At 37.7% G+C, this 25,966-nt stretch carries 20 protein-coding genes; 18 read left to right on the top strand and 2 right to left on the bottom strand.

What is annotated here, in order from left to right; all coding sequences use genetic code 11:
* The first annotated feature begins 526 nt into the window (after window positions 1-526).
* From VXS03_RS16255 to VXS03_RS16205, 11 genes are all read left to right on the top strand, one after another.
* Entirely contained in the window at window positions 527-1,717 is a 1,191-nt protein-coding gene (locus tag VXS03_RS16255) for a NupC/NupG family nucleoside CNT transporter (protein WP_327764943.1), read from the top strand.
* A gap of 278 nt (window positions 1,718-1,995) precedes the next feature.
* A complete protein-coding gene (gene alsS, locus VXS03_RS16250) occupies window positions 1,996-3,660 on the top strand; it encodes an acetolactate synthase AlsS (protein WP_327764942.1) in 1,665 nt (554 codons plus the stop codon).
* 17 nt (window positions 3,661-3,677) lie between these two features.
* Window positions 3,678-4,397, top strand: a complete 720-nt coding sequence (budA, locus tag VXS03_RS16245) for an acetolactate decarboxylase (protein ID WP_327764941.1) — start codon at window positions 3,678-3,680, stop codon at window positions 4,395-4,397.
* A gap of 235 nt (window positions 4,398-4,632) precedes the next feature.
* A complete protein-coding gene (locus VXS03_RS16240) occupies window positions 4,633-5,859 on the top strand; it encodes an NRAMP family divalent metal transporter (RefSeq protein ID WP_327764940.1) in 1,227 nt (408 codons plus the stop codon).
* 165 nt (window positions 5,860-6,024) lie between these two features.
* The gene (locus VXS03_RS16235) at window positions 6,025-6,918 is read left to right on the top strand and encodes a LysR family transcriptional regulator (RefSeq protein ID WP_327764939.1); all 894 of its coding nucleotides are present in this window, start codon (window positions 6,025-6,027) and stop codon (window positions 6,916-6,918) included.
* A 551-nt stretch (window positions 6,919-7,469) separates the two neighbouring features.
* A complete protein-coding gene (locus VXS03_RS16230; RefSeq protein ID WP_327764938.1) occupies window positions 7,470-8,699 on the top strand; it encodes an NAD(P)/FAD-dependent oxidoreductase in 1,230 nt (409 codons plus the stop codon).
* A gap of 142 nt (window positions 8,700-8,841) precedes the next feature.
* Entirely contained in the window at window positions 8,842-9,456 is a 615-nt protein-coding gene (gene gfa, locus VXS03_RS16225) for an S-(hydroxymethyl)glutathione synthase (protein WP_327764937.1), read from the top strand.
* Window positions 9,457-9,745: 289 nt separating this feature from the next.
* The gene (gene gfa, locus VXS03_RS16220; protein WP_327764936.1) at window positions 9,746-10,315 is read left to right on the top strand and encodes an S-(hydroxymethyl)glutathione synthase; all 570 of its coding nucleotides are present in this window, start codon (window positions 9,746-9,748) and stop codon (window positions 10,313-10,315) included.
* A 376-nt stretch (window positions 10,316-10,691) separates the two neighbouring features.
* Window positions 10,692-11,822, top strand: coding sequence for an S-(hydroxymethyl)glutathione dehydrogenase/class III alcohol dehydrogenase (locus VXS03_RS16215; protein ID WP_327764935.1), 1,131 nt, complete (start codon window positions 10,692-10,694; stop codon window positions 11,820-11,822).
* Between the two features lie 364 nt (window positions 11,823-12,186).
* On the top strand, window positions 12,187-13,443 hold the full coding sequence (locus VXS03_RS16210) for a dicarboxylate/amino acid:cation symporter (protein WP_327764934.1): 1,257 nt from the start codon (window positions 12,187-12,189) through the stop codon (window positions 13,441-13,443).
* Between the two features lie 302 nt (window positions 13,444-13,745).
* Entirely contained in the window at window positions 13,746-13,880 is a 135-nt protein-coding gene (locus VXS03_RS16205; RefSeq protein WP_327764933.1) for a hypothetical protein, read from the top strand.
* 36 nt (window positions 13,881-13,916) lie between these two features.
* On the opposite strand, the gene VXS03_RS16200 is transcribed toward VXS03_RS16205, so the two are convergent.
* Window positions 13,917-16,235, bottom strand: a complete 2,319-nt coding sequence (locus VXS03_RS16200; protein ID WP_327764932.1) for an ATP-dependent helicase — start codon at window positions 16,233-16,235, stop codon at window positions 13,917-13,919.
* A gap of 256 nt (window positions 16,236-16,491) precedes the next feature.
* Here VXS03_RS16200 and VXS03_RS16195 point away from each other — a divergent pair, with 256 nt between their 5' ends.
* From VXS03_RS16195 to VXS03_RS16165, 7 genes are all read left to right on the top strand, one after another.
* Entirely contained in the window at window positions 16,492-17,205 is a 714-nt protein-coding gene (locus VXS03_RS16195; protein ID WP_327764931.1) for a DUF445 family protein, read from the top strand.
* Between the two features lie 240 nt (window positions 17,206-17,445).
* Window positions 17,446-18,210 carry a metal-dependent hydrolase gene (locus VXS03_RS16190; protein ID WP_327764930.1) on the top strand — a complete coding sequence of 255 codons (765 nt, stop codon included), beginning with the start codon at window positions 17,446-17,448 and terminating at the stop codon, window positions 18,208-18,210.
* Window positions 18,211-18,426: 216 nt separating this feature from the next.
* Window positions 18,427-19,530, top strand: a complete 1,104-nt coding sequence (locus VXS03_RS16185; protein ID WP_327764929.1) for a phosphoribosylaminoimidazolesuccinocarboxamide synthase — start codon at window positions 18,427-18,429, stop codon at window positions 19,528-19,530.
* A gap of 468 nt (window positions 19,531-19,998) precedes the next feature.
* The gene (gene torE / locus VXS03_RS16180) at window positions 19,999-20,175 is read left to right on the top strand and encodes a trimethylamine N-oxide reductase system protein TorE (RefSeq protein WP_327764928.1); all 177 of its coding nucleotides are present in this window, start codon (window positions 19,999-20,001) and stop codon (window positions 20,173-20,175) included.
* A gap of 43 nt (window positions 20,176-20,218) precedes the next feature.
* Complete coding sequence (torC, locus tag VXS03_RS16175) at window positions 20,219-21,397, top strand: pentaheme c-type cytochrome TorC (protein WP_327764927.1); 1,179 nt, start codon at window positions 20,219-20,221, stop codon at window positions 21,395-21,397.
* A gap of 23 nt (window positions 21,398-21,420) precedes the next feature.
* Window positions 21,421-23,889, top strand: coding sequence for a trimethylamine-N-oxide reductase TorA (gene torA / locus VXS03_RS16170; RefSeq protein WP_327764926.1), 2,469 nt, complete (start codon window positions 21,421-21,423; stop codon window positions 23,887-23,889).
* 255 nt (window positions 23,890-24,144) lie between these two features.
* The gene (locus tag VXS03_RS16165) at window positions 24,145-24,441 is read left to right on the top strand and encodes a hypothetical protein (protein ID WP_327764925.1); all 297 of its coding nucleotides are present in this window, start codon (window positions 24,145-24,147) and stop codon (window positions 24,439-24,441) included.
* 75 nt (window positions 24,442-24,516) lie between these two features.
* On the opposite strand, the gene gnd is transcribed toward VXS03_RS16165, so the two are convergent.
* A complete protein-coding gene (gene gnd / locus VXS03_RS16160; RefSeq protein ID WP_327764924.1) occupies window positions 24,517-25,965 on the bottom strand; it encodes a decarboxylating NADP(+)-dependent phosphogluconate dehydrogenase in 1,449 nt (482 codons plus the stop codon).
* Between the last annotated feature and the right edge of the window lies 1 nt (window position 25,966).

The raw sequence follows: 25,966 nt of genomic DNA, 5'->3' as shown, positions 1-25,966 counted from the left end.
GTTTATGGAAATACCATAATTTACGGTTTTTAGACGATTTTTTCATTACAGCACCTGTAACAAGACTAATAGAGTACATATCGCCTTATTATCTGTTGATTATGTAAATTAATGCTAGCCTCAATCATTACTCATATTTCCAATATTACATTTTAATATTAAAACTATAAATTAATACGGCCTATTAAGATTGATGTGCATCTCAAAAAGCAGCTAACACTTAATTAAAACAATTAGTTTTCATAATAAACCACTCTAACTTGATAATTATATACATTTCAACTAAATAACTTGAAACAAATCACAAAATAGAGTGAGTCCTATTACGATCCCTCATTAACATTATTATTTTTATCACCGTATTCATACAAATAGCAAGCGATTGCGCAAACGTGGAAAATTAGTTTCTGTCAAATACAAAAAAAACTACTGGATTAAAAATGCGATATACATCACTTTATCGAAGCATGAAATCATTCAGCATACACACATAAACAGATAATAATCACACTGAGCACAATCCAATATGGTCTATTTACACTTTATACTCGGGTTAGTCGTTATTGCAGTATTAGCTTTACTTGCTAGTAACAACCGAAAGAACATCAAATATCGCTATATTATTCAGCTACTTATAATAGAACTAGCTCTTGCTTACTTCCTACTTAACTCATCTGCTGGTACTGGCATCGTAAAAGAGTTTGCAGACGGATTTAATGGCTTACTCTCATTTGCAGGTGATGGTACTAATTTTGTGTTCGGTAATTTATCGAATAACAATGATTTTAACTTCTTCCTGAGTGTATTAATGCCGATTGTTTTCATTTCTGCATTAATTGGTATTCTGCAACATATCAAAGTACTGCCATACATAATCAAAGCATTAGGTTTCTTATTATCTAAAGTAAATGGTATGGGTAAATTAGAATCATTTAATGCAATCAGTGCATTAATGGTTGGTCAGTCTGAAAACTTTATCACTTACAAAAACATTTTAGGTGGTATGTCTGAGCGTCGTATGTACACCCTTGCAGCGACAGCGATGTCAACAGTTTCTATGTCTATCGTTGGCTCATACATGAAGCTTATCGATCCTAAATATGTTGTTGCTGCATTATTTTTAAACATGTTTAGTACTTTCATCATTCTGTCTATTATCAACCCTTATGATCATGAAGCAGAGATGGATATTGATGAAATGATGGCTGCTGAAAGTGGTGAAACTCTAACTTTCTTTGAAATGCTAGGTGAATACATTTTAATGGGCTTTAAAGTTGCCGTTATTGTTGCCGCCATGCTAATCGGTTTCATTGCGCTTATTTCAATGATTAACGCAGGCTTTAATGCAGCCTTTGGTATTAGCTTCCAAAACTTAATTGGTTACTTGTTCTACCCTGTTGCATGGTTGATGGGTGTTCCTGCTCACGAAGCATTACAAGCAGGTAGTATTATGGCAACCAAACTTGTTACGAATGAATTCGTTGCAATGATGGATCTCCAAAAACAAGTCGGTAGCTTATCAGCACACACGGTTGGTACAGTTTCAATCTTCCTTGTTTCATTCGCTAACTTTAGTTCTATCGGTATTATTGCTGGTGCAGTTAAAGGCGTGAATGAAGAAAAAGGTAATATGGTTGCTCGCTTTGGCTTACGTCTACTTTATGGTTCGACTTTAGTTAGTATTTTATCAGCACTAATTGCTAACATCATGCTTTAGTAATAGTGTTAATTGCAGAGCTACTTTTAGTGGCTCTGCAGTTTTTAATAATATATAAATCAATACCTTTAATTCTCCTCGACTACATTAATAGCTACGCCGCCTCTTCTGTGCAATCAATTCCACTGCAATTAATTAAATAAGTAAAATTAACTTCCAGTTTTAGCCCCTTTTATTTGTATGATAAATAATTTAGATTTTATGCCACTCATCACATTAAATTCGATTTAGCGAAAACATGTCCTGAGCAGATCAATAATTATAACCATGAGGCTTATATGTCAAATAAAACCATTTCAGGTGCAGAGCTTGTCGTTGAAACCCTAAAGGCACATGACGTTCCCCATATTTTTGGTATTCCAGGTGCTAAAATCGATGCTGTATTTGATGCCGTATGTGATAACGGTCCTGAAATCATTATTTGTCACCATGAACAAAACGCAGCTTTCATGGCAGCCGCAACAGGTCGTTTAACCGGTAAAGCAGGTGTTTGTCTTGCCACCTCAGGTCCTGGTGCATCAAACTTAGTTACTGGTGTTGCGACAGCAAATAGTGAAGGTGATCCAGTTGTTGCACTTGCTGGTGCGGTTCCACTTTCGATGTATTCTCATAATACGCACCAATCAATGGATACTCGTTCTCTGTTCAACCCTATTACTAAATTTTCAGCTGAAGTAATGGACAGTGCGTCAGTACCTGATGTAGTACATAAAGCTTTTCGAATTTCAGAACAACCAACTCAAGGGGCAAGCTTTGTTAGTCTTCCTCAAGATGTACTAACCAACCAAATTCCTTTTATTCCAGTGCAACAACCAAAACCAATTTTATTTGGTGGTGCTCATCCACAAGCTATCCGTCAAGCGGCTGATCTTATTAATGCAGCTAAAAATCCCGTGTTATTATTAGGTATGGATGCAAGTCAGCCTTTTGTTGCTGGTGCCATTCGTCAGTTGCTTGAACAAACTAAAATTGCCGTAGTTAACACCTTTGCAGCTGCTGGTGTCATTTCACATAATTTATATGATTGCTTTCTTGGACGTGTAGGGTTATTTAAAAATCAGCCCGGAGATATTGCATTAAATAATGCAGATTTAATTATTACTATTGGTTACAGCCCAATAGAATATGATCCAATCTTATGGAATAAAGACGGCAAAACACCCATTATCCATGTTGGCTATCAACAAGCAGATTTAGAAGCTAGCTATAATCCAATATCAGAAGTCGTTGGTGATCTTGCTGTCTCTGTTGCTTCTATTGCTGCGGAATTAGATCAGCGTGAATCACTAGAAAACAATCAAAAATTTCAAGAATTACGTCAAGATCTACAACATATTATGCGCATGGGTGTTAATAAAACATCATCTATGGGTGTCCATCCATTACGCTTTGTTCATGATCTACGCCGATTTGTAAGTGATGATACGACAGTATGTTGCGATGTAGGCTCTATCTACATTTGGATGGCTCGTTATTTCCATAGTTTTGAGCCACGCCGTTTACTGTTTAGTAACGGCCAACAAACATTAGGTGTGGCTTTACCTTGGGCTATAGCAGCATCACTACTGACACCAAATGAAAAAGTTATTTCAATGTCTGGTGATGGTGGCTTCTTATTTTCATCTATGGAATTAGCAACCGCAGTTCGTCACAAATGTAATATTGTGCACTTTGTTTGGACAGATCACAGCTATGACATGGTTAAAATTCAACAGCTTAAAAAATATGGCCGTGAAAGTGCCGTTAGCTTCATGGGACCAGATATTGTTAAGTATGCAGAGAGTTTTGGCGCGCATGGTTTAGCGATTAATACTGCTGATGATATTGAACCTGTACTACGCAAAGCAATGGCATTAAGTGGTCCTGTGCTAGTTAACGTTAATGTCGACTACCGCGATAACAGTCGTTTACTTGATCAACTACACCCTTGTCAACAAGATTAGATTAATAGGAAAGCATCATGAATCATCAACATAGCGAAAAAACGTTTTATCAAACATCAATGATGAGTGCCTTAATTGCAGGTTTATATCAGGGTGATTTCACCATTGGTCAACTACTTGATCATGGTAACTTTGGTATTGGTACTTTCAATGACCTTGACGGTGAAATGGTTGTTTTAGGCGACGAGGTATACCAACTTACCAGTACTGGTGAAATACATTTAGTTAACCATGATATAACGACACCTTTTGCTTCAGTTGTTAATTTTGAACCGACTGAAAAAGTGAGTTTAATTGAACAAAGTAAAGCTGAATTTGAAGCATGTTTAGAAAAGGATTTTGTGGCTAATAATGCTATTAACGCGATCCGTTTAACAGGTAAGTTTTCATACGTTAAAACCCGTACAGTACCTGCACAACATCGCCCTTATCCACCCATGGTGGAAGTCGTGAAACATCAGCCTATCGCAGAGATGACTCACGTTTCAGGTGTCATGATCGGTTTTAAAATTCCAGAATATATGATTGGGATTAATGTTCCTGGTTTCCATTTCCATTTCATTAGTGATGATCGAACTCAAGGTGGTCATGTCAGTGACTTTATTTTGACCGAAGGTACTGCCGAAGTTGAGATCTTCAAAGATTTCCATTTACGTATGCCAGCCTCTCAAGAATTCGATCGCGCTGATTTAAATCCAGATGATCTAAAAGCTGCAATTCATACCACTGAAAAATAATTTACAAATAATATACCCTTGGGCTCTATTATTTAAAATAATAGAGCTTTTTTTAACTCATTTAAAAAACATTATTGACAATATCTAAGACTCTCTCTACTATCTGCGCCAACTAAAGCAATCGATTACATTTTGTTGCTTTTTTTGAAAAAAGACACCACAAACGTACAGCTGATCCCCATCAGTTGTCTTTCTATTTTTATAAATATGAGAGACTTTGATTTTGGGATTGATTATGCAAACAGACACACAAACAACCAACACCTCCCCTTGCCACACTAATTGGCAAAATAAAGCTATTTTAAGCGTTGCTTTTTTAATGGCGACAACTTCTGTTGGACCTGGCTTTTTAACGCAAACAGCTGTATTTACCAATATCTATAATATTGATATGGCCTTCCCCGTTTTTGCTTCAATGTTTATTACCTTTGGTATCGTCATGAACTTATGGCGCATCGTTGGTGTATCAGGTTTGCGCATTCAAGATATTGCCAATAAAGTTGCACCTGGTATGGGATATGTTATTGGTATTCTATTAGCGCTTGGAGCCGTTGCATTCAATTTTGGTAATGTAAGTGGCTCAGCACTAGGTATGAATGTTCTAATGGGGCTAGACACCACTTGGGGCGCTATTTTCACAGGTATCATCGGTAGTCTGCTGTTTATTGTTCATAATGCATCAAAACGAATGGATCAAATGGCACGTTACTTAGGGCTATTAATGATCGTACTCATTGCCTATGTTGCCCTTACTAATCTACCACCTTTGGCTCCTACCGTCTTAGCTGCAGTCGCCCCTTCTGACTTTTCCAATTTACTTTTACCAACATTAACAATTGTTGGCGGTGCTGTTGGTGGTTATTACACCGGTGCTCAGCGTTTAATTGATGTTAAGTTACAAGGTATAGAAAACACAAAAATCGTAACGAAAGCAGCATGGGCTGGTATATCGATTGCTGTAATTATTCGTATTTTATTATTTTGTGCAGTATTAGGTATAATCACAACGGGTGTGACATTAGATCCAGCCAACCCTGCGGCAGATGCTTTTCGCCATGGTGCAGGAGATGTTGGTTACTTTATCTTTGGGCTCGTGTTATTTGTCGCCTCAATTACCTCTGTGGTAGGTAATTCATACATGGCTATATCATTAATTAAAACTCTTTTTCCTATCGTTGCTCGTAATGAGAAATCATGGTGTGTTGGATTTATTATCCTGACAACATTAGGCACTGTATTGATGAATATGCCAATTTTATTACTGATGCTAGCAGGCCTTGTTAACAGTATTATCCTTCCAATAGTACTCGCCACCATGCTGGCAGCAACACGACAGAAAAAGATTGTTGGTGATTACAAACATCCACTTTACCTGACTGTAATTGGCGTCACTATTGTGATTGTTATGAGCTTAGCTAGCCTATCAAATATCAGTGGTTTTATTACTAAATTCATAAGTTAATTTTTGGTTACTATACAAATATATATTTAATCCTATAAAGTAATTTATAGTTGTTATTATATAGGTTTTAGTTATATTAAAGGTACATCCTTGTAGTCATTCTTATGTAATTAGATAAGATGTGGCATATATCCATAATAATAAATTAAGATAAATCACTAAATAATGAATATAAAGATTGAAACTCTTAGCTCATTTATTGCTGCTGCCGAATATGGTTCGTTTAGTGCTGCTGCACGCCAGCTAAATAAGACACAAGCGGCAGTTAGCCTTACTATCCAAAATTTTGAAATTGACCTAGGATTTCAAGTATTTGACCGTTCAAGTAAATGCCCTCGCCTTACTGAAAAAGGGGAGCATGTACTGAAGAATGCAAAAATAATGATGGCACAATATCAAACATTTCTTGAGCGTTCTTTATCTATATATCATATGAATGATGTGAAAATAAAAGTTGGCATTGATCCTCTCGTTTGCAATGAGAAAATTCTTTCAATTATCAAGAAGCTATCATCAGATCTTCCTAATATTGAATTATTCATTATGCAACAAAACAGTAAACGTTTAGCAGAAGAGATCAAGGCAAAAAATCTTGATATTGCACTGGGTATTTTTGATCAAGAAAATAAAATCAATCTAGAATACACACAAGCATTCAATATCAATGTAAGTTGGGTTGCAACTCAATCTTACCTTGATAAATTTAATGACGGAGCAACGACATTAAGTTACCAAGACTTCTGCCAGCAACGTCTATTAATTCCTGCCTCTTTAGATTCATTACCATTTGAAGAAGCAAAAGCAGCATTACAGTTATGGCATGTTGAAGATATTCATACGATTTTATCACTATGCCGCGAAGACATTGGTATCTGTTGCCTACCTGATTTTGTATTACGGCACGATCTTAAAAATGAACTAGTAAAAAAACTGAACCTTTCGTTTAGTAAAATCACCAGCAATGTATGGTCAGCATCACTTATCTACCCTATTGGTTCGCAATTAAGCCCTGCCATCCACTGGCTTCAGGGACAATTTACTGACATTGAATCATTTTAAATAATTGCCGTTTAGCATGAGCTTCCTCGCTCATGCTATTTTTCTTTTATAATCCCATGCCTCCGCTTTACGTTCTTACACTGTAAGAATTGTTACTATTTATCTAATCGCTTTACCTCCTCTTATTTCGTTTACTATCTATATAATTATGCATATAAATTGCAGACATAACTTACTTCTTTTTATAAGTAAATTAGCGTCGTTATTCTTTGTAAGAATCTATTCTTACGCATAATTATTACCACACGGTAAAGGTTATTTGTTTTCCAACACCATTATCATTACCTTAGTTGGTAATATAATGGTCGTTATTGGCTCAACCGATATATTTTAAAAAAAATACCCGTGTTTAGTTCACAAAACTTGAATTTTGATTGATTTAATTGTCTTATATCAAAGAAATTCATCACATATAAGATATCAGGTAGCCGCCCTGCGTATTGGGGCTAATAAAAAATCATTTTGTAGCAACGGATCAGCTCATAGCTTTAATGATGGAAAGACCATCCCCTGAGAATGATGTCTAGGGTTCACTTTTTGAGGTATTCGTTATGTCACGAATCGTTATTGTAGGTGGCGGTGCTGCCGGTATAGAACTATCGACTTTGTTAGCTAAAGCTAATAGTAAAAAACACGAAATCATTCTGGTTGAGCCAGAAACGGATCACTATTGGAAGCCGCGTTTGCATGAAATTGCAGCAGGTACTTTTGATCGCGAATTAGATGCTGTTTGCTATTTCACTCATGGTGCAATCAATGGTTACCAACATTACCAAGCTGCAATGACTGATATTGATCGTGAAAATAAAATGCTTGTTGTTCGCCGTAATGACGGCACAGAGGCCATGGTTAAATACGATTACCTTGTTGTTGCTGTTGGCGCAGTAAGTAATGATTTTAATACAACAGGTGCTCGCGATAACTGTATCTTCCTTGATTCAGCAAGCCAAGCACGTCACGCATGGCGTAAAATCAGTCAATTATTACGCGAAGGTAATGATCGTACTGTCAATATTGTTGGTGCTGGTGCAACGGGTGTCGAGCTTGCTGCTGAGCTTGCACGAGTAAGCCATAAACTACAACGTTATAATGCTGCCAAACTGACAATTAACTTAATTGAAGCAGCAGATCGTGTGCTACCAAATAGCCCACTAAAGATGTCAGAAAAAGTATTAAAAGAACTTAAACGTACTAATATTAATGTACTACTTAATACTCGTATCAGTGAAGTATCAGATCACGGTATGGTTACTGCAGATAGCCAAATATTGGAAGCAGACATTCAATTTTGGGCTGCTGGCGTAAAAGCACCTGATTGGTTAAACGGCCTTGGTGGTTTAGAGTATAATCGTATGAACCAAATTATGGTGAATGCGAACCTTACGACTACCGTTGATAACAGCATCTTCTCTTTAGGCGATTGTGCATCAATTCCACAAGCTGACGGTAGTTTTGTTCCACCCAAGGCACAAGCAGCTAACCGCGCAGCAGTACACTTAACGAAAAGTTTAACTAATTTATTACGCGGCAAAGAATTGACTGACTTTGAATTCAAAGATGGCGGTATGGTTGTTGCTGTTGGTCACCACTTTGCTGTTGGCTCATTTGCCCCACAATCAAAAATGGCAAATAAATTAGTCTTTAAAGGTCGTATTATTCGTCGTCTTTACGATACGATTTTCCGTCTTCATCAACGTACCGTTGAAGGCTTATTTACCGTGTCTCGCTTAATTATTACTAAACGTTTAAAAGCATTGTTCCAACCAAGTGGCATGCTATAAACCAGTATAATAAATATTCGGCTAATCTTTATTAGCCGAATATCATTACCAAAACTTCAATTTCACAGTTAAATATTTCACACTTCATATTTATTTTTATAATAATAATTTAATATATCTACCCTACATATAAGACAATATAATGAAAAAATTCTTTACTAAACTATTCGGTAATAATACTGAATATTCAACTACATCTTTTATTAAATTACACCCTGCAATTGATAACGGAATTAAACCAACTAAAAAGGTATTTAAAGGTGGTTTAATTAGTTGTCATTGTAAAAAAAATAAAGTGACTATTAAATTAACAGGTCAAACAGCACATAATCATATTTGTGGATGTTCGAAATGTTGGAAACCTAAAGATGCCTTATTTTCACAAATAGCGGTTATTGAACGAGATAATATTAAAGTAATAGCAAATGATAAAAAGCTTATTATTATTGATGAAGCAGCAACTATTCAACGACATGCTTGTAAAGAGTGTGGGGTTCATATGTATGGCCGTATACAAAATAATAACCACCCATTTTATGGCTTAGACTTTGTTCACACTGAGCTATCTAATGAACAAGGTTGGTCTGCGCCTGCATTTGCTGCTTTTGTCTCATCAATTATAGAAACCGGTACAGATCCTAAATCAATGTCTGCTATTCGTGAGCGTTTCAATGCCCTAGGCTTGAATAGTTACGATTGCTTATCTCCTGATTTAATGGATGCCATTGCAATCCACATCAGTAAGCAGAGCCATTAATATCGCTATCATCATATAATAAAAGTAATAAGCCCTATTAAGCATTTCGCTTTAATAGGGCTTTTTTTATCCATTTTTATTGTTTCCATTCAGTAATAATCAATTACTATATTCAATATTGTGTAATAATTAATTAAGCATAGAATACGCCTTATCAACTCACCTACTGTTGATTATCTTAATTAAATATAAAATTATTATTCCCAATTAAATAAACAATAATAGTTTTATTTAATTCAGCTCCTCGAATTTATAATTATTATCCTATAACAATTAAAAGAGAAACATTATGTCTATATCTCTACACCCTGCAATTGATAACGGTTTCGCTGCAACTAAAGAAAACTTCCAAGGTGGCGTATTAAATTGTAATTGTGAATCAAACACTGTTCGCGTAAAACTATCAGGCCAAACGGCACACAACCATGCTTGTGGTTGTTCTAAGTGCTGGAAACCTGAAGGTGCCGTTTTTTCACAAATCGCAGTTATTTCTCGTGACAATGTTGAAGTCATTGCTAACGCAGAAAAGCTAGTTATTATCGATGAATCTGCAGCAATTCAGCGTCATGCTTGTAAAGAATGTGGCGTTCACATGTACGGTCGTATCGAAAATGCTAATCACCCATTCTTCGGTTTAGATTTTGTTCACACAGAACTATCAACTGACAAAGGTTGGTCTGCACCTGAGTTTGCTGCATTTGTTTCATCTATCATTGAAACAGGTACTGATCCTAAAGATATGACAGCTATCCGTGCTCGCCTTAACGAACTTGGTCTTAATACCTACGATTGCCTATCTCCAGCACTTATGGATGCAATTGCAACACACGCTTACGCTCAAAACCATCCACAAGCATAATCTACATCGCAACAACTAATAAATAGAATGATAAGCAATACCTTTCTGAGGTATTGCTTTTTTGTTTGAGTTTTTAATAACAAAAAAAATACCAGCAATATCACACTTAAGAAACAATTCTGCTGATGCTCATCAGTAATAATCTAATCTAATCTAAGTAGTGATTCCAATTACTGTTAGAAACGATATTTAAACTCCAAACCACCATATTATTACACTTGAGTAATAATGATTTTCCATATTGAGGGATTATCAATATTTAAGAAACAAATATAATAGCAGCATCAAGTCAACATGATGACATTAAATCAGTGACTATAATTAACAACCAACACCATGCTTAACATGGGTTAATAATATTTTAAGAGAGCGAACGATGACTGACAAATTTATCAAATCAAAAGCGGCTATCGCATGGGGACCTAAACAACCTCTTTCTGTTGAAGAAATTGATGTAATGTTACCTCGCGCTGGTGAAGTATTAGTTCGTATCGTTGCAACTGGCGTATGTCACACAGATGCATTTACATTATCTGGTGACGATCCAGAAGGTATCTTCCCTGCGATCCTTGGTCACGAAGGTGGCGGTATTGTTGAAATGGTGGGTGAAGGTGTAACAAGTGTTGAAGTTGGCGATCACGTTATTCCTCTTTACACTGCTGAGTGTGGCAAATGTAAATACTGCCTATCTGGTAAAACTAACCTTTGTCAGGCAGTACGTGAAACTCAAGGTAAAGGCCTAATGCCAGACGGCACCACCCGTTTCTACAAAGACGGTCAGCCAATCTTCCATTACATGGGTTGCTCTACGTTCTCTGAGTACACTGTACTTCCAGAAATCTCTTTAGCTAAAATCAGCAAAGAAGCACCACTTGAAGAAGTCTGTCTTCTTGGTTGTGGCGTAACAACCGGTATGGGCGCAGTACTTAACACAGCTAAAGTTAAAGAAGGCGACACTATCGCTGTATTTGGTCTTGGTGGTATTGGTCTTGCGGCTATCATCGGTGGCACTATGGCGAAAGCTAGCCGTATCATTGCGATTGATATCAACGAAAGTAAGTTCGACTTAGCAATGAAACTAGGCGCGACTGAATGTATCAACCCAATGAAATTCGACAAGCCAATTCAAGAAGTGATTGTTGAAATGACTGACGGCGGCGTTGATTACTCATTTGAATGTATTGGTAACGTTAATGTAATGCGTTCTGCACTTGAGTGTTGCCACAAAGGTTGGGGCGAATCAGTGATCATTGGTGTTGCTGGTGCAGGTCAAGAGATCTCTACTCGTCCATTCCAACTCGTGACTGGTCGTGTATGGCGTGGTTCTGCATTCGGTGGTGTTAAAGGCCGTTCAGAGCTTCCAGGTATCGTTGACCGTTACATGGCGGGTGAATTCAAACTTGATGATTTCATCTCATTTAACATGGGTCTAGACGACATCAACAAGTCATTTGACCTACTACACGAAGGTAAGAGTATCCGTACGGTTATTCACTTCGATAAGTAATCACTGTCACGATTACAATCTACATTCCCTTTACTGAATCATATGTAAAGGGAATCGATTATTTTCACTTGTTCAATACCATATGCTAATGGATTAGCAATTAACTCTTTAACGATACTATATTTAAGTTTTACTTCTACCTTATTTAGATAGCGTCCAAATAATCGTTAATTGAGAATGGCAATTGCCACGCTCTGACATTCTATGTCAGAGCGTTTTTATTTTTACACTACACTTTATATTTAACGTATCCCTTGGACTAGGCGCTCTATATGTAACCCAAAATAACTAATAAGCCTTTTAATACCAAGTTCTTCTTTTTATATTCTCGTTACGATACGAACCCAGAACAGAGACCTTTTCTATGAACCGTCGTCTATTCAAGTCGTTACCTTTTCAATTGATGATAGCAGCGCTTTTAGCATGGGGAATTGCTTCATTCTTACCCTTACAAGCAGGTTTTGAAGATACCACTGCTTTTAAATTATTAATGTTAACTAAAACAACTTATATCGGCTTACTCAAAATGCTCGTCGGTATTGTAGTGCTATTCTCATTGCTACAAGGCATTACAAGTATTGGCTCAACATCACGATTAAAAACATTAGGTTATAAGACGATTGCTTTCTATAGCTTAACATCAACACTTGCTATCTGTTTAGGTCTTGGTGTTTCACTTGCAATCCCCAAATGGCCACACTTAATTGATACAGCCCAAGTAACGGTTGGTAACCACGTACAATTAATTGATAATAGTGCTTCTTCTGGCGGCGCTATTACTGAGAAATTATTTAACATGGCGCTAGTCAACCCGTTTCAAGCACTAGCAACGACAAATTTATTAGCGATTGTTGTATTTGCACTATTATTAGGTATTGCCTTATTAGCCAGTTTACCAGCTAAGCACCCTATTTTTGAGCTTATTTCAGGGTTCAACATTGCAATTAATCGAGTCGTATCTGCCGTTATTAAGCTAGCACCTTTAGCTGTATTTGCAATTGTATTTCAATTTACAATACAAAGCGGAAACAGTATTTTTGGCGAATTAGCCTTATTTGCTTTATTGGTCTTTTTGCTGACCTTAATCCACGGTGGTGTCGTATTACCTTTGCTAGCGAAGATGTTTACAGGAATTAAATATTCAACGTTATTCCGCGCCCTTTCAGCCCCGATGGCAATGGCATTTGCGACCTCATCAAGTTCAGCGACGTTACCACTTTCATTGCAAACAGCACAAGAAGATTTAGGGGTATCTCAACCCACCAGCAGTATGGTATTGCCATTAGGCTCAATCATGAATATGGATGGTACAGCGCTGTTTGAAGGGGTTGCCGCTATTTTCTTAGCTCAACTATATGGTATTGATCTTGGAACATCAGGACTTATTATCATTTTTATTATGGCAATGGTGTCATCCATTGGTGCTCCAGGCATGCCATCAGGTTCAATGTCAGGTATGCAACTCGTATTGCTCGCAGTAGGTATTCCACTTGAAGCAATCGCTATATTACTTATTATTGAGCGCCCACTGGATACTTTCCGTACAGCTGTCAATGTTGAAGGTGATTTAATTGCCGCTTTAGTGGTTGATAAATGGCAAAACCAGTCAACAAAAGTGTGATCAGGGTCTTTTTTAGCATCTTATCTCCTTCTTACCTTGAAGCTTAATATTACTTTGACACTAAAAAAACATGCAATAAAATCAACCAATAAGCTTAATATTTAAACACTACTTTGTTCGTTATGCTTATTTAAATTTTAACATCCTTTATATCAATAGGGTCCTGTATAGTTAAAACAGACGATATAATGGAGCAATAGGAAGCTCAAGGACGATGTTAATTATCTAATAATTTAAGACAATTAGACTCATACTAGTTGCGAGTAATTAATTGTCTTAATGTAAATTAATAGGTTTTAATCATGGTCAGAAAATTATTACAATCGTTAGGATTTAGAAGTACTGAAATCAAATCTCGTCAATTGCGCGAGCGACTTGAATTCGCTATTCAACAAAATCTTGGCCAACGTGAAGCACGAGCAAACCGAAAATATTAAGGTTTGGGCAGTAATGTTTTTCTCTCCCATAAAGAGTTAGCTATATTTACGCGCCTTGGCACGGGCTACAACAATAAGGCGATTAACCAATACTTTTTGTTTCTCCGTGCCGGCTTGTTTTAACTCTCGAATAATACGCACCACTTCGGTTTCTAAATATTTAGCCGTTTTTGTTTGTACCATACTTCGAATCAATTTCTCTGCTTTATTCGGTATAGGTTGCTGTAATGCCCATTCATAACTGTAAGCACTTTCTCCTGCTGTATTTATCTCAGGCAAAGTAATAGCGGTGACCTTCGGTGGTAATTGCATATCATCAATACGGGCTAAGCGACGATAATATCCCTGCACAACAGGTGATTTATGGTACGGCAGTTCTCCCTCATGATAAAGATGTGATCCAATTTCCTGCGCAACATCGGCCTTGGCTTCTAGAATAAACTGACTGGCATTTTTGTCTTTACGCACATATTGATCTTTCTTAGTATTCTCAACGGTATAGTATATTTTAGCGCTATGTTTCGCTCGTGTTATTGCAACATAAGCCAGTCGGCGTTCTTCTTCTGTATCCGCTGAAATACCTAATGATGAACGATTAACATAAGGGAAGGCATCTTTATCCCAATAAGGTAAATGGACCTGACTATACTCACACCCTTTAGCTCTAAAAATAGTGGTTAGTTGTACACTGTTATTGTATTGTGATTGGTTTTCAACCGCAGACTGTCGAGTATAATACTCAAAATACTGTAAGGCTTTATCACAATTTTGATCCATTGATTCTAACACGGTTTCCACACTGTCTAAGCGTTCAACAGCTTCTTCAATTTCCGTAGCTGTTGCTTCTGTTTTCCAAATCCAATTATCAAGCTCACTGTCTCGACGATATTGTTTATAAACCATCAGCGCTTTAAAATTGCCTTTACGCTGCAACATTAATAATAATTCAATACGATCAGTAAAAGTTTCTAAATTAAGTGTCGGTTGAATTTTTTCAGTTTGTTTTATTAAACTCAGCCATTCAATACTTGGTCGCTGTGATAAAGACTCACACAATGGTCGTAGACTTTTATTTGGCACATAGCAATGTGGAAATGATAATAAGTTAAACAGTAAATTAGCTTTATCGTTATTTGCTAATGTTAAAAAACGCCCAGTGGCTAATGTCATAATATCCATCAGCAACTTTACTTCACGACTATGCGTTAACACTGAACCGATCGGCATATGATAAGAAATTTTTTTAGTTAAAAAAGCCAACTCAAATAGCATTGCTTGTGACCAACGTCTAACTAAAATAGCCACTTCAGCAGGTTGACCACCTTGCTCAATAAAATCAGCCACTGATTGTGCTATCTCCCCGACTTGACGAGCAGTACCAATAACATCGACAGAAGTATTCGCGACAGATGCATGTGCAATAGTTTGAAAATCATGGAAACGTTGTTTATTATTTGCAATTAAATGGCTAGCTGCCAGTGCTAAGCTATGTCCAAATCGAAACGTATGCGACAAACTGTAAGTCGTTGCTGGCGCAAAATCTTGTTCAAAATTAAGCATAAATTGTGGAGCGCTACCACGCCATTTATAAATACACTGATCCACATCCCCCACTGCAACTAATTGAGCTTGTGGTGATAACAGTAATTTCAACAATTGATATTGCGCAGTGTTGATATCTTGAAATTCATCAACCATTATAAATTTAATCTGCTGATGGTAGTACTGACATAGAGCTTGATCATTTTTTAATAATTGTATGGTTTCCACTAGCCAATCATCAAAAAATAGCTGTTTACGCTCTTTACGTACGGTTTCAAAATTCCAAAACGCCTCAATGATAAAAGCATATTCTCTATTAATTTCTGAGAGATCAAAGACTTCTTTGGGTGGCAACATATGCGCTTTGACTAACCCAATAAAACTCATTAATAATTCTATTGTACGAGGGTCTTTAAACGTTTGTTGCTTTTGATACGACTTTTCTTGGGCCGCCATCTGACGTAACACAAGTTTAGCTATAGTTTTATCACTGTCACCATTATTAAAATCGATTTGATAGCCTGTTGTAGATAAATACCCCGACTGTCTTAATAACTGAAAACAAAAGCTATGAAAAGTATGGACGGGCACCCGTGCAGCTAACGGAATCTGTGCCAATTTTTCCTTAAAATCGGTGCGAATATCACGGTTAAACATTAACACCAGCATCTGTTCTGCTGCTATTGATTGCAATTTATGCTCAACAACACCGACTAAGGTTGTTGTTTTTCCCGTTCCTGCGCCAGCCACACAAAGTGCGTTACCTGACTGATGATGAATAAAAGCAGTTTGTTCAACAGTAAAACGGGTCATTAAAAATACTCAGTAAGGCAATAAACGCATAGCAAGCGAGTATAGCAATTGCCATATAAAGTTTAAATCGTAAAACCTGACATTACATTCGTACTCATTTATCTATCAAACATCTTGCAATCTAATATGTTATAACCCAGCAAAATCTGGCATTGGTCACTATCTATTGTTAAAATTCGGCTCCATTATTGGTGCTCTGCGCCATTGACTGTCTTTATTTACCGTTTCAATCGGTGTTACTACTAAGAACTACATTATGATAAAAAATAAAAGTTTAATGACCAATGTGCTCTCTCTTCTTCTCCTATTCATTGGTTATATTAGCAACCAACATATCATTCTTTACTGTGGCTTATTTGCCTTTTCTGGCGCACTAACTAACTGGCTTGCCATTTATATGTTGTTTGAAAAAGTACCTGGTCTTTATGGTTCTGGTGTTATTCCTGCTCGCTTTGAAGCATTTAAATTAGCCATTAAAAACTTAATGATGGAGCAGTTTTTTACTCAACAAAATATTAGTCGTTTTTTAAACCAAGATACTGACCAATCAACCTCATTAGATATGCAGCCAATTATCAGTAAAATTGATTTTGCTCCAACTTTTGACTCATTACTGGATGTGATCATGAGTTCATCCTTTGGTGGCATGATCACCATGATGGGTGGGCCTGAAGCAATGGAACCACTACGCGAACCTTTTATTGAAAAAATGCAGCAATCAGTAACAGAAATTAGTCAGCAAGATAACTTCAAAACAGCTCTTAAGCAGCAATTAGTTAAACCTGAAACATTACATGATATTGAAAGTAAAATTGAAGATATTATTGACCAACGCTTAAATGAACTCACTCCTAAAATGGTCAAAGAAATGGTACAAAAAATGATCAGCGAACATCTTGGTTGGCTGGTTATTTGGGGCGGAGTCTTTGGTGGTATTATCGGCATCATTTCAGCATTAATTACAGGTTAAGATCACCTGCTTTAATTTTAAGTAGCTGTGACCTTTAAAGCGGATACAGCTACTCTCTTTACTCCTTTCAGCTTCAAATTGAGAAAGCAATTTATTCACCTTAATTGCAACTAAAAACTAAAATGATTCTTTTTCACTCAATCACTTTCATAAATTACATTAAAAGTGTGATAAATATTGAACTAAGATAACTAACAGTGATAAATACCTGTATATGTATCCAGTTGGAATTCATTTTTCTTGGCAAATTTCTCGACCCATTTCACAATTGCAGCAATTGTTAGTGGTTTAACAGCAACTACATTATTGTCGGCTGATCATATTAGCCCCAGCATTGCACTATGGATGACCTTCTTTGGTACCATCGGTGGACTTTTACCTGATATAGATTCAGACCATTCAACGTCAATGAAAGCATTGTTTACACTTCTGGCGGGGTTTTGTTGTTTTTTACTCATCAGCCATATCTACACCCGCGTCGCAATGCTTGAGCTGATTCTATATGTCATCTCATTGTTTATTACTATTCGTTATTTTGGCAAGGCCGTATTTGACCGTTGTACGGTTCACCGTGGCGCATGTCACTCAATTTCATTTGTGACTCTTATTGCACTATGCTGTGTCCATATTTGCGTCTTATTAGGGCACACGGCAACTGACAGTTGGTTTGCGGGTGGATTTGTTCTGCTTGGCGGCATCGTACATTTAATCCTAGATGAGATATACAGCGTCGATCTATCAAACAAACGCTTTAAATCCTCATTTGGTACCGCACTTAAACCCTTTGCCTTTACTAAACCATTCATTAGTCTTGCTCAAGTTATTGCCATTGTGATCTTATTTGATCTAGCGCCAAGCTATGATGGGGCGCTACAAGTTGTTACCAATTGGAGTCATTTCCAATTTACACCAGTCTGGTTCAATTTAGACGACACTAAGCAATGGTTCTTACACATGTTTTATATTACTCCTCGTGATTTACATGCCTTCTATCAACGTTTTTAATCCTTAATAAAACACCTCTCAATATGTAAAGTATGGTCTTTCATCACCATACTTTACATTTAAGACTATTTTAAAATCAAAAAGCAATCGTTTGCTTTTTTGCTGGTAGTCATACAATGAACCGAGTATTATGCACAATAAGATGAGTGCTTGAGGTAATGTTTATCTTAAACACTCTGTATTTCGATGCCATCATTTTGAAATAGGAATTTCACCATGAGTCTTGCTGATCAAGTTCTTGCCGTCAATGACGACCTTCCCATCCGCACCGATAAACCCATTCACAGTGGAAAAGTACGATCTGTTTATTGGCTAACAGACACAGACAGCCGTCGTCTTATTCAACAAAAAGGCTATAACGTTCAACCTGATGCACCTTTAGCAATAATGATCATCAGTGATCGAATTTCTGCATTTGATTGTATTTGGCATGGTGAAGGTGGTTTGAAAGGTGTTCCCGGTAAAGGCGCGGCACTTAATGCAATCTCAAATCATTGGTTTAAACTATTTAAAGATAATGGCTTAGCCGACAGCCATATTCTTGATATTCCCCATCCTTTTGTATGGATTGTACAAAAAGCAAAACCAGTAATGGTAGAAGCTATTTGTCGTCAATATATTACAGGTTCAATGTGGCGTGCATACACGCAAGGCGAACGTCAGTTCTGTGGTATTCAATTACCGGAAGGATTGAAAAAAGATCAAAAACTACCACAACTCCTGATGACACCATCAACGAAAGGTATTCTAAAAGGCATTCCTAATGTACCAGAAGCTGACGATATTAATGTAACTCGTGATGATCTCATTAATAATTATCAGGCTTTCAATTTCCGTCATATTGATGATATTAGCTACTATGAAAAACTATTAGCTGATGGTTTTACAGTTATTAGTAATGAATTAGCGCAATTAGACCAAATTTTTGTCGATACTAAATTTGAATTTGGCTACGTAACAGATGCTAGCGGAAATGAGAAACTTATCTATATGGATGAAGTGGGTACACCAGATTCCTCTCGAATTTGGGATGGAGCTGCATATCGTGATGGACAAATAGTTGAAAATTCAAAAGAAGATTTCCGCCAAGTATTACTTAATTATTTTCCTGAACCCGATATTTTATTAAATAAAGAACGTATGCCTGAACGTTTTGCATTAGCAGCAGAAAATGCACTCCCTCAAGATATATTAATGCAGATATCAAAAATATACACCAATATCGCAGAAAAGATCACTGGACACCCAATTATTCTGAGCCAAGATCCAAAAAATGAAATTATTGATATACTACGCCAAGAATATCAATTAATTGATTAAAACCTATTCGAGAGCTATGCAATAGCTCTCTCCTTACCCCCTTATATATTAACAACTCTATTCATATATCCCCTTTAATCGTCGTTTTATTAATATTTACATTAGTAATAGTTTTAACAAACTCAATTTCATATTACTTATCACACCATTTCATGCCACACAACATCACATCAAGCAACAATTTCACACAACAACAACCCATTAATAAAACAAAATGACAACACCACTGCAAGTTTGATTTTTATTTATTTTTTCACATAGTTATTTAATTAATAATTAAATGAAACATATGTATTTTAAACATTAACAACTCAGTTTAAATTCAAAAAAATACTATTTTAATAACAGAATTGCGCATTTAGTAATTGAATAAGTACAGCGGTCTACTTTATGATCATATTGAAATTAAAATTGATACAACTATTTATAAGAAATAACTTTCCCTTTAACCATATTTTAGGAGGTTTTATGAGCAGTATTACTGATTCTACTGCCAAGAAAACACGTAGCCGCGAATGGAAAATGTTCCTTTTTATTACCATTTTCCTGTTCCCTATTTTAAGTGTCATTTTCGTTGGTGGTTATGGTTTCACAGTTTGGATGTTGCAATTGTTTGTCTTTGGTCCTCCCGGTCACGGTGGTTGATCCCCTACTTCACACTACAAGCATCATTTAAAGAGAAACAATAATGAAAGCATTTTTAAAAAAAGCTTGGCTGACCCTATCACGCCCAAGTGTTCACATTAGCCTTGGTGTTTTAGCCCTTGGCGGTTTTGTTGCGGGTATTATTTTTTGGGGCGGATTTAATACTGCCCTTGAAAAAACGAATACTGAAGAATTTTGTGTAAGCTGTCATGCCGATAATGTCGTGCCTGAATACGTAAATACTATTCATGATAAGAACCGTTCGGGTGTTCGAGCAACGTGTCCTGATTGCCATGTTCCTCATGATTGGACAGACAAAATTTCACGCAAAATTCAAGCAAGTAAAGAAGTCTTTGCCCATTTTGCTGGGTTCATTGATACTCCTGAAAAATTTGAAGATCGTCGAATTGTGCTAGCGCAGCATGAATGGGAACGTTTTAAAGCCAATGGTTCACAGGAATGTCGTGATTGCCATGATTACAAAGGCATGGATTTCGAAAAAATGTCGCCTGTCGCACGCGTTCAAATGAAAAATGCGGCAGAGCGTGATCAAAGCTGTGTTGATTGTCATAAAGGCATTGCTCACCACTTACCAAAAGATATGGATACCAGTGGCGGCATGGTATCAGAGTTAGTCCAATTTTCTCATGGTACTAACTACAGTAAAGGTGAAGTGATTTATAGCGTTCGTTTCCTACCTGTTTATGAAGATAAAGCAATGACCGTTGAAGCCGGTATTCTAAATCCAGCATCAGCCGTTAAAGTTATCGATGAGACAGATAATGCCGTCGAGGTTGAGATTGCGGGTTGGCGTAAAGATAAAGGCTATGGCCGTGTGATTCAGGAAGATTTTGGTATGAATATTCCTGTTGCATCGCTTGTTAAAGAATCAGCACAAAACGATAAAGTTGTTGATAAATATGAAGAGAAAGTCGATGACTTAACAGGCTTACCTTGGCAGCGTGTTACAGCAAAGGTATGGATGCCTAAAGATTCATTAGTGAACGACATCACACCGGTATGGGCACAAGCAAAAACGGCTTACACCACTAACTGTTCAGTGTGCCACACTCAGCCAGCTGAAGCGCATTTTGATGCAAATACATGGCCGGGCATGTTTAACGGTATGTTGGCATTTGTAAACTTTGACCGTGATAGCGAAGCTATTGTATTGAAGTATCTACAGAAGCATTCATCTGATTTTTCTGATGCACAGCACTAAGTTTTGATGGAGTTAAAATAAATATGTCAGTATCGAGAAGAAGTTTTCTTAAAGGTCTTGCCACAACAAGTGCTGCAACTGTTATCGGTCCGAGCCTACTCGCATCATCAAAAGTGTTTGCAAACGATCAAATAGGTCAAGGAACATGGCGCTATTCTGGCTCTCACTGGGGTGCATTCCGCGCTCAAATATACGCAGGTAAAGTACAACAAATTGAAGCGATTGAAATAGATAAAAACCCTACCGAAATGCTAAAAGGCATCAAAGGTATTATCTATAATCCATCACGTGTTCGTTACCCAATGGTACGTCTAGACTGGCTTAAAAAACATAAGTTCAGTGGCGAAACACGCGGTAATAATCGTTTTGTACGTGTGACATGGGATGAAGCCTTAGATTTGTTCTACCGTGAACTAGAACGTATTCAAAAAGATTACGGTCCATGGGCACTCCACGCGGGTCAAACAGGTTGGCGTCAAACGGGTCAATTCCATAGCTGTACCAGCCACATGCAACGTGCTGTCGGTATGCACGGTAATTACATCACTAAAGTTGGCGACTACTCAACAGGTGCAGGTCAAACCATCATGCCTTACGTGCTAGGTTCGACTGAAGTATATGCTCAAGGTACGTCATGGTCTGAAATTTTAGACAACAGTAAAAACATTATTTTATGGGCTAACGATCCGGTTAAAAACCTCCAAGTAGGTTGGAACTGTGAAACACATGAGTCTTACCCTTACCTTGCACAGCTAAAAGAAAAAGTAGCGAAAGGTGAGATCAATGTTATTTCGGTTGATCCGGTTAAAAACAAGACCCAACGTTACTTAGAAAATACCCATCTTTACCTTCATCCGCAGACAGATGTACCGTTTATGCTGGGTGTAGCGCACACGCTTTACACTGAGAATCTTTATGATAAAGAATTCATCAAAATGTACTGCCTGGGCTTTGATGAGTTTATTGGTTACGTCAAAGGCGAAACCAAAGATAACGTTGAAAAAACACCAGAATGGGCCGCTGAAATTTGTGGTGTACCCGCTGATCAAATCCGTGAATTTGCCCGTATGCTGGTTAAAGAGCGTACCCAAATTCTGTTTGGTTGGTGTATTCAACGCCAAGAACACGGTGAGCAACCTTACTGGATGGGTGCGGTTATTGCGGCTATGGTTGGACAAATTGGCTTACCTGGCGGTGGTATTTCTTATGGTCACCATTACTCAGGTATCGGTGTACCATCGACAGGTTTTGCAGCACCTGGCGGTTTCCCTCGTAACGTAGATGAGGGGCAAAAACCGAAATGGGATAACAACGACTTCAATGGTTATAGTCGTACGATCCCTGTCGCACGTTTCGTCGATTGTATTTTAGAACCGGGTAAAGAAATTAAATACAATGGTTCTAAAGTGATTCTACCTGATTACAAAATGATGGTAATCAGTGGTAACAATCCTTGGCATCACCACCAAGATCGCAACCGAATGAAGCAAGCGTTCCAAAAATTACAAACCGTGGTAACAATTGATTTTGCATGGACAGCAACCTGTCGCTTCTCTGATATTGTACTCCCTGCATGTACTCAGTTTGAACGTAACGATATTGACGTTATGGGCTCATACAGTGGCCGTGGCTTAATCGCAATGCAAAAGTTAGTTGACCCACTGTACCAATCAAAAACTGACTTTGATATTTTCACTGAATTATCTCGTCGTTTTGGTAAAAATAAAGAATACACCCGTGACATGGATGAAATGCAGTGGGTTCAAATGCTGTATAACGATTGCCGTAAAGCCAACGCAGGCAAATTCGACATGCCTGAATTTGATGTTTTCTGGAAGCAAGGATTCCTCGATTTTGGTACGGGTAAGCCCTGGGTTCGACATGCAGACTTCCGTCAAGATCCAGAAATTAATGCGCTAGGCACACCATCCGGTTTCATTGAAATATCAAGCCGTAAAATTGCTCGTTATGGCTATGAACACTGTCAAGGTCACCCAATGTGGTTTGAAAAGACAGAACGTTCACATGGTGGTCCTGGCTCAGATAAACACCCATTCTGGATGCAATCTTGTCACCCTGACAAACGCTTGCACTCACAAATGTGTGAATCCGATGAGTTCCGCGCAACCTACACCGTTCAAGGTCGTGAACCTGTCTACATCAACCCAAAAGATGCCGCAACAAAAGGCATTAAGAATGGCGATGTGGTACGTGTGTTTAACGATCGCGGTCAATTACTTGCAGGTGCGGTTATCACAGACAGCTATCCACAAGGTGTCGTTCGTATAGAGGAAGGTGCATGGTACGGGCCATTAAATGAGAAAATTGGTGCGATTGATACCTATGGCGATCCAAATACTTTAACCATGGATATACCAACATCTGAATTAGCGCAAGCGACCAGTGCTCAAACGTGTTTGGTCAATATTGAAAAATTCAAAGGCGAATTACCACCAGTAACAGCCTTTGGTGGGCCAATTGAAGTAAGTTAACCCCCACCTCAATACACAGCCCCCTTCACCGTATGGTGTTGGGGGCTTATTTATTTGATCCCTAGTCTCCCTCCACACAAGCAAACGCACAATAATCGATTTATAAATAAACACTTTTTATTAAAATGTCATTTTTTAGCAAACTTATTGTGTGAATATTGATCAACTTTAAATTGTAAGCGAAAATCACCTCATAGGCATGGAGGTTTATAACAATTGTATGTTTATGGATATTTGACTTTAAAGGTACAAAATATGTCAGGTTTCGCCTACCCCCACACTTGCCCATTAATTGATAAAGAAATCGGTCGCGCAAGAGGGGATTTAACAACGTATGCGCGTGATTTATTACGTTCTTATAATATTGAAATCAGTGGTAAAGAAATGCTACTTGCTGGAGAGGAATTATTCAGTGCGCTGAGCGATATTTTTGAAAAAACGCGAACAACAAATGAAAATATGCGCACAGAAGCCCATAAGCAAATAGTCGCACTTGAAGCTGAAAATATGGAATTACGAGCCCTACTATATTGCCAACGTAAAGCAAATTAATAAAGATAAGTCATTGTACAACTAGTATAAAAAAGCCACCTATACGGTGGCTTAATCATATCGATTACTTACATATTATACATCGTAAGTTGTCGATGCAGTATTACCACCAGTACCTGTCCAGTTCGTATGGAAGAACTGACCACGAGGCTGATCAATACGCTCATATGTGTGAGCACCGAAGTAGTCACGCTGCGCTTGAATCATATTTGCAGGCAAGCTTGCTGTTGTGTAGCCATCAAGGAATGTTAGTGCTGATGTCATGGTTGGCATTGGTAGACCAACTTCCATCGCCTTTGATGCAACTTTACGCCATGCAGGCATACTGCTTAATAGAATATCTTTGAAATACGTATCTGAACCAAGGAATTTAATATCAGGATTCACATCGTATGCATCACGAATATTACCAAGGAATGCACTACGAATAATACAACCACCACGCCACATAAGCGCAACGTTACCGTAGTTTAGATCCCAGTTAAATTCTTCAGATGCTTCACGGATTAACATAAAGCCCTGTGCATAAGAAATGATCTTTGATGCTAGTAGTGCTTGACGTAATGCATCAACCCACTCTTTCTTATCGCCATCAATCTTAGCAATAGTTTTACCAAACAGGCTCTCAGCTTCAACGCGTTGATCTTTCATTGAAGAAACACAACGCGCAAATACAGCTTCTGTAATTAGCGTTAGGGGAATACCTAAATCAAGTGCATTAATGCCTGTCCACTTACCCGTACCTTTTTGGCCAGCAGTATCAAGGATCTTCTCTACGAGAGGCTGACCATCTTCATCTTTATAGCCAAGGATTTCCGCAGTAATTTCAACTAAGTAACTATCTAACTCAGTTTTATTCCACTCTTGGAAAATCGCTTGCATTTCATCATGAGATAGCTCAAGACCCGATTTCATAAAGTGGTATGCTTCACTAATTAATTGCATGTCACCGTATTCGATGCCATTGTGAACCATCTTAACAAAGTGACCCGCACCATCTTTACCAACCCAATCACAGCAAGGCTCACCTGCTGCTGTTTTTGCAGAAATGGCTTGGAAGATAGGTTTGATTGCAGGCCATGCAGCTTCAGAACCACCCGGCATAATTGAAGGACCAAAACGAGCACCTTCTTCACCACCAGAAACACCAGAACCTACGTATAGTAAACCTTTAGCTTCAAGTTCAGCAACGCGGCGATTAGTATCAGGGTAGTTTGAGTTACCACCATCAATGATAATATCACCTTTATCTAATAGCGGTACAAGTTGGTCAATAAATGCATCAACAACATCACCAGCACGAACCATTAGCATGATCTTACGTGGTGATTCTAGTTTAGCCACCAAATCTTCTAATGATGTTGCACCGATAATGTTAGTGTCCTTTGCAGGACCTTCAAGGAATTCTTCTACTTTAGAAACGGTACGGTTAAACGCAACAACTTTAAAACCATGATCATTCATATTAAGGATCAAGTTTTGACCCATAACAGCTAAACCAATAACACCAATATCGCCTTTCATA

It is taken from the genome of Photobacterium sp. S4TG1 (assembly GCF_036040035.1).
Classification (GTDB): domain Bacteria; phylum Pseudomonadota; class Gammaproteobacteria; order Enterobacterales; family Vibrionaceae; genus Photobacterium.
Note: the sequence above shows the minus strand (reverse complement) of the source record. Positions and strands in the feature narration are given on the sequence as shown.

Bases quoted from the DNA above. Each gene is read 5' to 3' on its own strand.
- torA (WP_327764926.1), top strand. From the start codon at position 21,421: ATGTCAGTATCGAGAAGAAGTTTTCTTAAAGGTCTTGCCACAACAAGT.
- VXS03_RS16215 (WP_327764935.1), top strand. From the start codon at position 10,692: ATGACTGACAAATTTATCAAATCAAAAGCGGCTATCGCATGGGGACCT.
- VXS03_RS16240 (WP_327764940.1), top strand. From the start codon at position 4,633: ATGCAAACAGACACACAAACAACCAACACCTCCCCTTGCCACACTAAT.
- VXS03_RS16255 (WP_327764943.1), top strand. From the start codon at position 527: ATGGTCTATTTACACTTTATACTCGGGTTAGTCGTTATTGCAGTATTA.
- torE (WP_327764928.1), top strand. From the start codon at position 19,999: ATGAGCAGTATTACTGATTCTACTGCCAAGAAAACACGTAGCCGCGAA.
- torC (WP_327764927.1), top strand. From the start codon at position 20,219: ATGAAAGCATTTTTAAAAAAAGCTTGGCTGACCCTATCACGCCCAAGT.
- VXS03_RS16210 (WP_327764934.1), top strand. From the start codon at position 12,187: ATGAACCGTCGTCTATTCAAGTCGTTACCTTTTCAATTGATGATAGCA.
- VXS03_RS16165 (WP_327764925.1), top strand. From the start codon at position 24,145: ATGTCAGGTTTCGCCTACCCCCACACTTGCCCATTAATTGATAAAGAA.
- gnd (WP_327764924.1), bottom strand. From the start codon at position 25,965: ATGAAAGGCGATATTGGTGTTATTGGTTTAGCTGTTATGGGTCAAAAC.
- alsS (WP_327764942.1), top strand. From the start codon at position 1,996: ATGTCAAATAAAACCATTTCAGGTGCAGAGCTTGTCGTTGAAACCCTA.
- VXS03_RS16195 (WP_327764931.1), top strand. From the start codon at position 16,492: ATGATAAAAAATAAAAGTTTAATGACCAATGTGCTCTCTCTTCTTCTC.
- VXS03_RS16230 (WP_327764938.1), top strand. From the start codon at position 7,470: ATGTCACGAATCGTTATTGTAGGTGGCGGTGCTGCCGGTATAGAACTA.
- VXS03_RS16185 (WP_327764929.1), top strand. From the start codon at position 18,427: ATGAGTCTTGCTGATCAAGTTCTTGCCGTCAATGACGACCTTCCCATC.
- VXS03_RS16235 (WP_327764939.1), top strand. From the start codon at position 6,025: ATGAATATAAAGATTGAAACTCTTAGCTCATTTATTGCTGCTGCCGAA.
- VXS03_RS16205 (WP_327764933.1), top strand. From the start codon at position 13,746: ATGGTCAGAAAATTATTACAATCGTTAGGATTTAGAAGTACTGAAATC.
- gfa (WP_327764937.1), top strand. From the start codon at position 8,842: ATGAAAAAATTCTTTACTAAACTATTCGGTAATAATACTGAATATTCA.
- budA (WP_327764941.1), top strand. From the start codon at position 3,678: ATGAATCATCAACATAGCGAAAAAACGTTTTATCAAACATCAATGATG.
- gfa (WP_327764936.1), top strand. From the start codon at position 9,746: ATGTCTATATCTCTACACCCTGCAATTGATAACGGTTTCGCTGCAACT.
- VXS03_RS16200 (WP_327764932.1), bottom strand. From the start codon at position 16,235: ATGACCCGTTTTACTGTTGAACAAACTGCTTTTATTCATCATCAGTCA.